Consider the following 7,957-nt stretch of genomic DNA (forward strand, 5'->3'; position numbering starts at 1 on the left):
ATTTGATATTTATAGATTTCAAAATACTATCTCACATTAAAGTGTTCTTCTTTTACCCATGCATTATTTCCAATATCAATATAACCATTTAGTCGTCCAAAAACTCTATATGGAACAGATCCATCTACAAAACCTGTATAATTTCCGTTAGGACCATCATATGTGTTAATACCACCGCCTGGGGGATATTTTGAATAAGCACTAAACCATTGCACATCAAAATGTTCCAGAGCAGCCCATGCCTCGTTTCCTAGACAAATCATAGGATTTTCATACCACGCTGCATCTATAATAAGGTACGGTGTTTTATCATAAATTACCCTCGTAAAATATCCTCCTTGCGGTTGGCTATATAGATTAATCCCTCCATTATTCGGATATTTATTTACAGCAATCCCCAGACCTACTGGTTGAATTGGTTTATCAGTATTGTTACCACCACCATCTTTACCCAAGTGATCTAACGGATTCACAGCATTACTTTTACTCGCATTCCAACGTCCTTTATGCAATTCAAAATGTAAGTGTTGGCCACTAGAATCCCCCGTGTTTCCCATAACTCCAATAGTTTGTCCTTGTGAAACATAATCACCTTCGTTTACTGTTCGAGAACCACTACGCATATGAGCGTATACAGTTTCCCATGTAACTCCATCAATTGTATGCACAATCATAATACATTCACCATAACTAGATGAAAAATAAGAACGACTAACTTGACCGCTAGCCGCTGCATAAATAGGGTGATAACCTGCTTCAGCAAGGTCTATCCCATGGTGATCTGGTCTGCTGCCTCTAAAACCACTTGTTACTCTCGTTGTATCTGTAGGATAAATAAATTTTGTCATATTAGTCTCCCTTTCTATTTTTACACCATTTAAAAAAGGTACTTAAATGAGCACCTTCGTTCACTGTCTATATTTATTATTTTTTGGATATATTTTAGTTGTTCAAATTTTAAGATGAACAGAACGAAAAGCTATCCTTCATTATTTAACATTAAAATGTTCTTCTTTTACCCATGTATTATTTCCAATATCTATATAACCATTTAATCGTCCAAAAACTCTATATGGAACAGATCCATCTACAAAACCTGTATAATTTCCGTTAGGACCATCATATGTGTTAATACCACCGCCTGGTGGATATTTTGAATAAGCACTAAACCATTGCACATCGAAATGTTCCAGAGCAGCCCATGCCTCGTTTCCTAGACAAATCATAGGATTTTCATACCACGCTGCATCTATAATAAGGTAAGGTGTTTTATCATAAATTACCCTCGTAAAATATCCTCCTTGTGGTTGGCTATATAGATTAATCCCCCCGTTATTCGGATATTTATTTACAGCAATACCCAAGCCCACCGGTTGTATTGGTTTATTGTTATTACCAGCTTCATCAAAATCTACATATTGCTTAACAATTTCAGAGTAGAAGAAATTCCCTCCATTTTTATATCGGTAGCCACCATTGTATGCAATGGCAATAGGCTGACTATACTTGACCATAGCACCAGTTGTATTACCAAGTGATGGCGCAACAACCGTTTTAGAATACTGATCTGCCACCGGTAATGAATGTTGTTTATTGTTAGAAGCTAACCAGCGAAGGTAAGCTCGTCCAAAATTATATGATTGAACAATGGCACTTAAATCTGTAATGCCATTTTTCTTTGCATCATCAAAAGCTCCTTTTAGATGCTTTACTCCATAATAAATTGAATCTTTAGGATTTTTAATTGTATTCATCGCCCAACCTTGTGATTCACTGGACTGCATAATATCAGGTGTTGTTTCAGAGTTTCCTCCACTCTCCACCATAATAATCCCAAGTACATAGGGAACTAATTCAGACACACCTTGTGCTGAACATTCACTTTCTACCATTGATTGCCAACGTAACACTTGTTGTGGCAGATTCTTTGTTTTAACTGAAGCAGCTAATATACTCATTACTAAATCTCTCCTTATTTTCCTATTATTTTTTCTATAAAACTCTTAATCTACTAAGTACCTCTAACACTTAAATGAAAAATTTTTTTAAAATTACTTCATGTTGCTCACCTTCTTTCACAACAAAAAGAGCAACCATAAAAATAGTTGCCCTTTCGTCGAAATCTTATATTACTACTATAAATCACTTTTTCAATACTTTCTGTACACTGCATGTATCCTACAAAAAGGTAACATTAAAACCCATCTACAAACTTGACAATCTTTTTTATTTCAGCATGTTTTCGACGAATATAGCCTGTACTATAATGTAATTCAAACGCTATTTGTTCTAAAGTCATTCCATCAACATACTTCATTTTGAGAATTTGATGATCTAATCCTGTAAACTTATTAATTAAAATCTTTAAATCAAATACTTCATTGATCTTATGTCCTAATTCATATTCAATCACTTCAATCCGATCTTCTACTTTAGCCCCTTCTGATTCAGCAGTTATTCGTACATTTTGCAAGTCCCCACTAGTCCAGCGCTTTAACTCTGCTTTTGATTTGTCTAAGTTATATTCTAAATATGCAATTTCTTCTTCTAGTTTCTGATAATCTTTGAGCCAGTCAAACATATAATAATCCCCCTACTTTTCTTTATTTAAATCCTGCTTTTATTTTTATCACGAAAGATAAGCTAACCTTTATTATCAATTTAATAAAATTTATAAATATTAATTATGATTTATATTTTTTTAATAAAGTTTTTAATCTCTCACGCTCTTCTTCAATAGTTAACTCATTATTTTTTATAGGCTGCTCTTCTGGAATATCTTCTTTTTCATGTAACCATTCTGGTACCATTTCATTTCGATTGGTATTCCCTGACCCAAATTGTTTTTTATTCTTACCAAGATCAAACTGTGCATCTAGCATAGCTACATCCTTGAGTGTTTTTACCTTTTTGGCTTCCCAATTTTTAAGAATCCCACGTACATATCTCCACTTTGGTACATTTTCATCAATTGATCTATTTACTGCTTCCCCAATTAGTTCACTACCTAATGATTCACAAAATGCACCAAGCTCTATAATTGCTATTTCACTTAATGAAATTCTATTCTTCATCAAAAATTGATGACTTATTTTAAAATCTTCATTTGTTAATTTTTTTGAGAGTAAACTTTGTTTATTATCATGAATATGATTTATATTTTGTATATCAGTATTTAGTTCTTTCGTACTTTGTATATTAGTATTTAGTAGCTTGTGATTATCCACCGGTAGGTTACCAGCAACAGGTTTTCCAGCAGGTGGTTTTTCCACTGGTGGATAATCATCCCCTGGGATTTCGTAAATAATTGTCTCCCATCTAACAATTTTGTTTTTTTCATCTCTAACAGGAAATCTTTTAATATATCCGTACTCTTTTAATTCCTGCATTCCAGCTCTTAAGCTATTAATACCGTCTTTTGCATGTTGCGATAATTCTTCTCTATAAAACACCCAATCATCTGGAAGTGTAAGTATGTAAGCTAATATTCCTTTCGCCTTCCAAGAAAGCCTCTTATCCTTTAGACCGGTATTATTAATAACGGAATAATTATTATCTTTTTTTACTCGAAAAATCCCCATATTATCTACCTCTCATATTTTCAAACCTTTTTTACTTACTTATTGCAACCTTTAACTTCCTCATGAAAAAATCTACTTTCCAGACTTATTAAACCAAAGCGAGACCAAAAAGAACTTAAAGTTCGATTTATTACTAAAAAAAATATCATCTACACTCTTATCAAAAAACTGTGCAACCTTCCTAGCTTTCTCCATTGATGGCGTTCTTTCTTTTTGATCAATCATTCGAATATAGCGTTCAGTTACTCCGCAATAGCTAGCCATTTCTTTATATAAGTTTTTTTTCGGATCGTACATTTTATTTCCCATTATCACACCTCCATAAGAACAATTAGTTCTAAATAAAGATTAAAGAACTAATTGTTCTTTGTCAATGCATAAAAGAACTTTTTGTGCTAAAATGAATTCGAAGAGAACAATTAGTTCAATTAGAGAGGTGAACGATGTGATAGGACTTAGAATAAAATCCTTACGAAAAAAAGAGAATTTAACTCAAAAACAACTGGCAGAAAAAATCGGCGTATCCCAAAGAATGATAGGTTACTACGAATCAGAAGAGAGGTTCCCTCCACATGATGTTTTAACTAAATTAGCTGATTGCTTTTCAGTTTCAGCTGACTATTTACTTGGTCGATCTGTTACAGGCGAACCAAACGAACAAGTAACGCCAAAAGATGAGAAAGATATAGCAAAAAGAATGGAAGAAATAAAGAAAGATCTACAAGGGGAAGATGGTTTAATGTTCTCTGGTGAACCTATGAGTCAAGAAGCGGTAGAGTCATTATTAGATGCGATGGAGTACATTGTAAAACAAACAAAAGTAATCAATAAAAAATACGTGCCTAAGAAATATCGTAATCCAGACGATAACTGATGCAAGCTTAGGAGGGAAAACATTGAAATTCGTCATTAGAGATCTAGTCCAACAACTTTGCACCAAATACAACACGAAAAACCCCTATGAGCTTGCAGATTACTTAAAAATACATGTACTAACATGGGATTTACATGAAGAAATAAATGGTTTTTATAAATATGAAAAAAGAAATCGTTTTATTGTTATTAATACTAATTTATCTCCATCTATGCAGAGAACTGTTTGTGCCCATGAATTAGGACACGCGGTTCTACATACTCATGCAAATACACCTTTTCTGCGTAAGAATACATTCTTTTCCGTTGATAAATTAGAGATAGAAGCAAATACGTTTGCTGCGCTTTTGTTAATTGACCAAAAGACCATTCAGCGTGGTGATACAAAAGCATGTATAGCATACAAAAATAATATTCCTGTTGAACTTTTGGAATTTTACAAGCCTTGCTAAAGGAATTAAGATGTTTTAATTGTTGGTTCAAACGCTGACGAGAAAAAGAGAGTGCTCCATCTTTAAAGCAAAAGAAATGAAATAGTATCTATTGTTTAAAAAATCTATACAGTTAAAGCATATAAAAAAAATGCACCTCTAATTGTTAATTATGTGTCTAACAATTGGGGTGCACTTCAATAACAGTAGGTCTTTTTCAAAAAATCAATAAGCCCTAATATTGTCTATCCTTCACTGTACGAAAATCAATATACTACTTAAATATTACTTTCCTTGTACAGAAATTCCTAATACATAGTAATCTGGATGTAGAGTAACTACAGACTCCCCAGGTTTTACCCACTGTAGAGGACTTACATTTAATTCTACGCTATGATTATCTTTTTCAAAACGATTGATATAATCCTTATCATTTTTTACAAAACTATCAATTTCTTTTTTTAATTCTGGATTTGGATTTACTAATCTATCAATCTCTTTATCAAGAGTGAAATTCGGATTTATCATATGCATCCAGTTTTTCGCTAGCTCAACAGTTGATTTGTCAACGACAAACATGAAATAGAAGTTATCTTCATCCTTCCCAACAAACGAAAATGAACCATGAGAGTCAATCATTCTTGGTAAATTAGGAGTATATAGATCAATTTCTGATGCTACATATCTATATCTGAAATTCGCATTATACTTCTTATTTACTTCAATAACAAGATTTTGACCTTGTTTAGAAATAGATCGCTCTCTTACAGATGAAATTTCAATTGAATATCTATCAAAGAAAAAATCATCTGTCACTAACGCATTGGGAATACCTATTGGCGTTACCCCTGGTTTTGTCTCTGGCTTTGGCTCTGGTTTTGTTTCTTTTTCAACTGCATTAATAGAGTTATATAAGAACTGACTATACGCTTCACGTGTTACAAACATTTTTGGAGAATACATATTACCTCCAGTACCAATTGTAACCCCATTTTCCTCTAATGCACTAATTGCACCGTAAGACCAAGAATTTTTATCAACATCTGCAAATTTTGTTGTTTTCGTTGCCTTAAATTTAAAAGCATTTGTAAGTGCTTGTGCCATTTGTTCACGAGTTAAAATATCATCTGGACCATACTTTCCATCACCAAATCCATTTACAAATCCTGCTTTAGCAAGTGCTAAGATTTCTTTTTCAAACAAATGTCCTTTAATATCAGTAAACGGATTTTTGAAGCTAGCATCTGCATCTGCTGGTTTTAGGTACATATAAATCATTCGAGCAACTTGCCCACGAGTTACATTGTCACCAAAGCCAAAGATATTATTTCCGTACCCTTGCACTACTTTACGATTTGTTAAATCATAAATTGCTTTTGTAGACCAGTGATTTGCTGGAACATCTTTAAATGTTGTATCTGCCTGTACATTTGATAAAGATGTTAAAGTTGTTGCTGCAAGTACTACACCTGTTAAAATCATTTTTTTCATTTTCATGCTATTTCCCCTTCTTCTCCTAATTATTTTTACGAATCAAAATATACTTTATTTTCCAACGTAATCATAATAACACATATACATTATATTTATATATATTTATTTATTGTTTTTAATGATAAAAATACTAATCCCTACAGAACACTATAGACTAAAAAAACTCTTCTTGCCTATAGAAGAGTTTTTACTACATTTTTACTGTTAAATAGCATTTTCCTTTATTTTAACGAACTTCCCGAAAGAATTCTCCTTCCTCAAGCGTGTGAAGGGCGTAGCCCAACGATAGGTGGGAGATGAATTTCGGTTTGGCGTAGCCAAAAGGTTTTCCTTTTTATTTCACCTCTGATATAATCAGTCTTATAAATTATAAGGGCTGGTATATAAATGAAATTAGATAGTAATAACCATTCAGTATTCTTGTTATATTATCACCTTGTGTTGGTCGTGAAATACAGAAGAAATGTGTTTGATGATGATATGTCAGACTATGCAAAAGAGATGTTTGTTCGACTATCTGAAAACTATAACATCACGTTAGTTGAATGGAATCATGATGTAGACCACGTTCATATTTTGTTCAAGGCACACCCTAATACAGAAATGACAAAATTCATCAATGCTTATAAAAGTGCAAGTTCTCGACTTATTAAAAGAGACTTTCCACAAGTGAAAAAGAAACTTTGGAAAGAGATGTTTTGGTCAAGAAGTTTTTGCTTGCTAACTATTGGTGGTTCGCCAATAGACGTAGTAAAAACATATATTGAAAATCAAAGTGAAAAGTGAGGTGAAATGATATGACAAAGCAGAATAAAGCATATAAATTCCGTTTGTATCCAACAAAAGACCAAGCACATCTTATGCGTAAAACCTTCGGTTGTGTACGTTTCGTGTATAACAGAATGTTAGCTGAACGGAAAGAAGCGTATGAAAAACATAAAGATGATAAGGATCAACTAAAGAAACAAAAGCTTCCCACTCCTGCAAAATACAAAGCAGAATTTGAGTGGTTAAAAGAAGTGGATTCATTAGCTTTGGCAAATGCTCAACTAAACTTGCAAACTGCCTATAAAAATTTCTTTCGTGGTCAAAATGACTTCCCAACATTCAAAAGCAAAAAAGACAGAAAGTCTTATACAACGAATGTAGTGAACGGAAATATTATATTGCTTAACGGTCATATCAAATTGCCAAAACTGAAAATGGTACGTATCAAACAGCATAGAGAAATACCACAAGGCCATATAATCAAGTCATGTACGATTTCTATGACACCTACTGGTAAATACTATGTGTCCATTTTGACTGAATACGAAAAAGAGATCGTACAAAAAGAAGTAGAAACAGTTGTTGGATTAGACTTTGCGATGGATCAATTATACGTCAGTTCTGAGGATGAGAGAGCCAATTATCCTAAGTTCTATCGTGAAATGTTAGACCGATTAGCAAAGGCTCAACGAGTATTATCAAGACGTACAAAAGGTTCAGGGCGTTGGAATAAACAACGTATCCGTGTAGCTAAGCTGCATGAAAAAGTAGCAAACCAACGTAAGAACTTCCTTCATCATAAGTCTAAAG

Annotated in this window: 10 protein-coding genes; 4 read left to right on the top strand and 6 right to left on the bottom strand. The window is 33.2% G+C overall.

Translation table 11 applies throughout. From position 1 onward, the window contains the following. Window positions 1–26: 26 nt before the first annotated feature. The 5 genes from GBN78_RS20830 to GBN78_RS20850 all read right to left on the bottom strand — a co-directional run bounded on the left by GBN78_RS20830 (window position 27) and on the right by GBN78_RS20850 (window position 3,890). Window positions 27–848, bottom strand: a complete 822-nt coding sequence (locus tag GBN78_RS20830) for a M23 family metallopeptidase (RefSeq protein WP_000159988.1) — start codon at window positions 846–848, stop codon at window positions 27–29. A 141-nt stretch (window positions 849–989) separates the two neighbouring features. Then, on the bottom strand, window positions 990–1,958 hold the full coding sequence (locus GBN78_RS20835; RefSeq protein ID WP_000025080.1) for a lysozyme family protein: 969 nt from the start codon (window positions 1,956–1,958) through the stop codon (window positions 990–992). Between the two features lie 236 nt (window positions 1,959–2,194). After that, window positions 2,195–2,581, bottom strand: a complete 387-nt coding sequence (locus GBN78_RS20840) for a hypothetical protein (protein ID WP_000460735.1) — start codon at window positions 2,579–2,581, stop codon at window positions 2,195–2,197. A 103-nt stretch (window positions 2,582–2,684) separates the two neighbouring features. After that, window positions 2,685–3,581: a DnaD domain protein gene (locus tag GBN78_RS20845; RefSeq protein WP_076775808.1), complete on the bottom strand. Its 897-nt coding sequence runs from the start codon at window positions 3,579–3,581 to the stop codon at window positions 2,685–2,687. 72 nt (window positions 3,582–3,653) lie between these two features. Next, window positions 3,654–3,890: a helix-turn-helix transcriptional regulator gene (locus tag GBN78_RS20850; protein ID WP_000527102.1), complete on the bottom strand. Its 237-nt coding sequence runs from the start codon at window positions 3,888–3,890 to the stop codon at window positions 3,654–3,656. 136 nt (window positions 3,891–4,026) lie between these two features. Here GBN78_RS20850 and GBN78_RS20855 point away from each other — a divergent pair, with 136 nt between their 5' ends. Together GBN78_RS20855 and GBN78_RS20860 are read left to right on the top strand one after the other, a co-directional pair. Further along, window positions 4,027–4,455, top strand: coding sequence for a helix-turn-helix domain-containing protein (locus GBN78_RS20855; RefSeq protein ID WP_000579788.1), 429 nt, complete (start codon window positions 4,027–4,029; stop codon window positions 4,453–4,455). Between the two features lie 22 nt (window positions 4,456–4,477). Beyond that, window positions 4,478–4,906: an ImmA/IrrE family metallo-endopeptidase gene (locus GBN78_RS20860; RefSeq protein ID WP_000673778.1), complete on the top strand. Its 429-nt coding sequence runs from the start codon at window positions 4,478–4,480 to the stop codon at window positions 4,904–4,906. Window positions 4,907–5,170: 264 nt separating this feature from the next. On the opposite strand, the gene GBN78_RS20865 is transcribed toward GBN78_RS20860, so the two are convergent. Further along, window positions 5,171–6,382, bottom strand: a complete 1,212-nt coding sequence (locus GBN78_RS20865; RefSeq protein ID WP_152127676.1) for an S-layer homology domain-containing protein — start codon at window positions 6,380–6,382, stop codon at window positions 5,171–5,173. Between the two features lie 384 nt (window positions 6,383–6,766). On the opposite strand from GBN78_RS20865, the gene tnpA reads away from it, so the two are divergent. Next, on the top strand, window positions 6,767–7,165 hold the full coding sequence (gene tnpA / locus GBN78_RS20870) for an IS200/IS605-like element ISBth16 family transposase (RefSeq protein ID WP_000762755.1): 399 nt from the start codon (window positions 6,767–6,769) through the stop codon (window positions 7,163–7,165). An 11-nt stretch (window positions 7,166–7,176) separates the two neighbouring features. Then, window positions 7,177–7,957: RNA-guided endonuclease TnpB family protein (locus GBN78_RS20875; protein WP_152127677.1), on the top strand; the 781-nt coding region annotated here is incomplete at its 3' end.

Source organism: Bacillus sp. B2-WWTP-C-10-Post-4, assembly GCF_009183805.1.
In the GTDB taxonomy this organism is placed as follows: Bacteria; Bacillota; Bacilli; order Bacillales; family Bacillaceae_G; genus Bacillus_A; species Bacillus_A cereus.

Bases quoted from the DNA above. Each gene is read 5' to 3' on its own strand.
- GBN78_RS20830 (WP_000159988.1), bottom strand. From the start codon at position 848: ATGACAAAATTTATTTATCCTACAGATACAACGAGAGTAACAAGTGGT.
- GBN78_RS20835 (WP_000025080.1), bottom strand. From the start codon at position 1,958: ATGAGTATATTAGCTGCTTCAGTTAAAACAAAGAATCTGCCACAACAA.
- GBN78_RS20840 (WP_000460735.1), bottom strand. From the start codon at position 2,581: ATGTTTGACTGGCTCAAAGATTATCAGAAACTAGAAGAAGAAATTGCA.
- GBN78_RS20845 (WP_076775808.1), bottom strand. From the start codon at position 3,581: ATGGGGATTTTTCGAGTAAAAAAAGATAATAATTATTCCGTTATTAAT.
- GBN78_RS20850 (WP_000527102.1), bottom strand. From the start codon at position 3,890: ATGGGAAATAAAATGTACGATCCGAAAAAAAACTTATATAAAGAAATG.
- GBN78_RS20865 (WP_152127676.1), bottom strand. From the start codon at position 6,382: ATGAAAATGAAAAAAATGATTTTAACAGGTGTAGTACTTGCAGCAACA.
- tnpA (WP_000762755.1), top strand. From the start codon at position 6,767: ATGAAATTAGATAGTAATAACCATTCAGTATTCTTGTTATATTATCAC.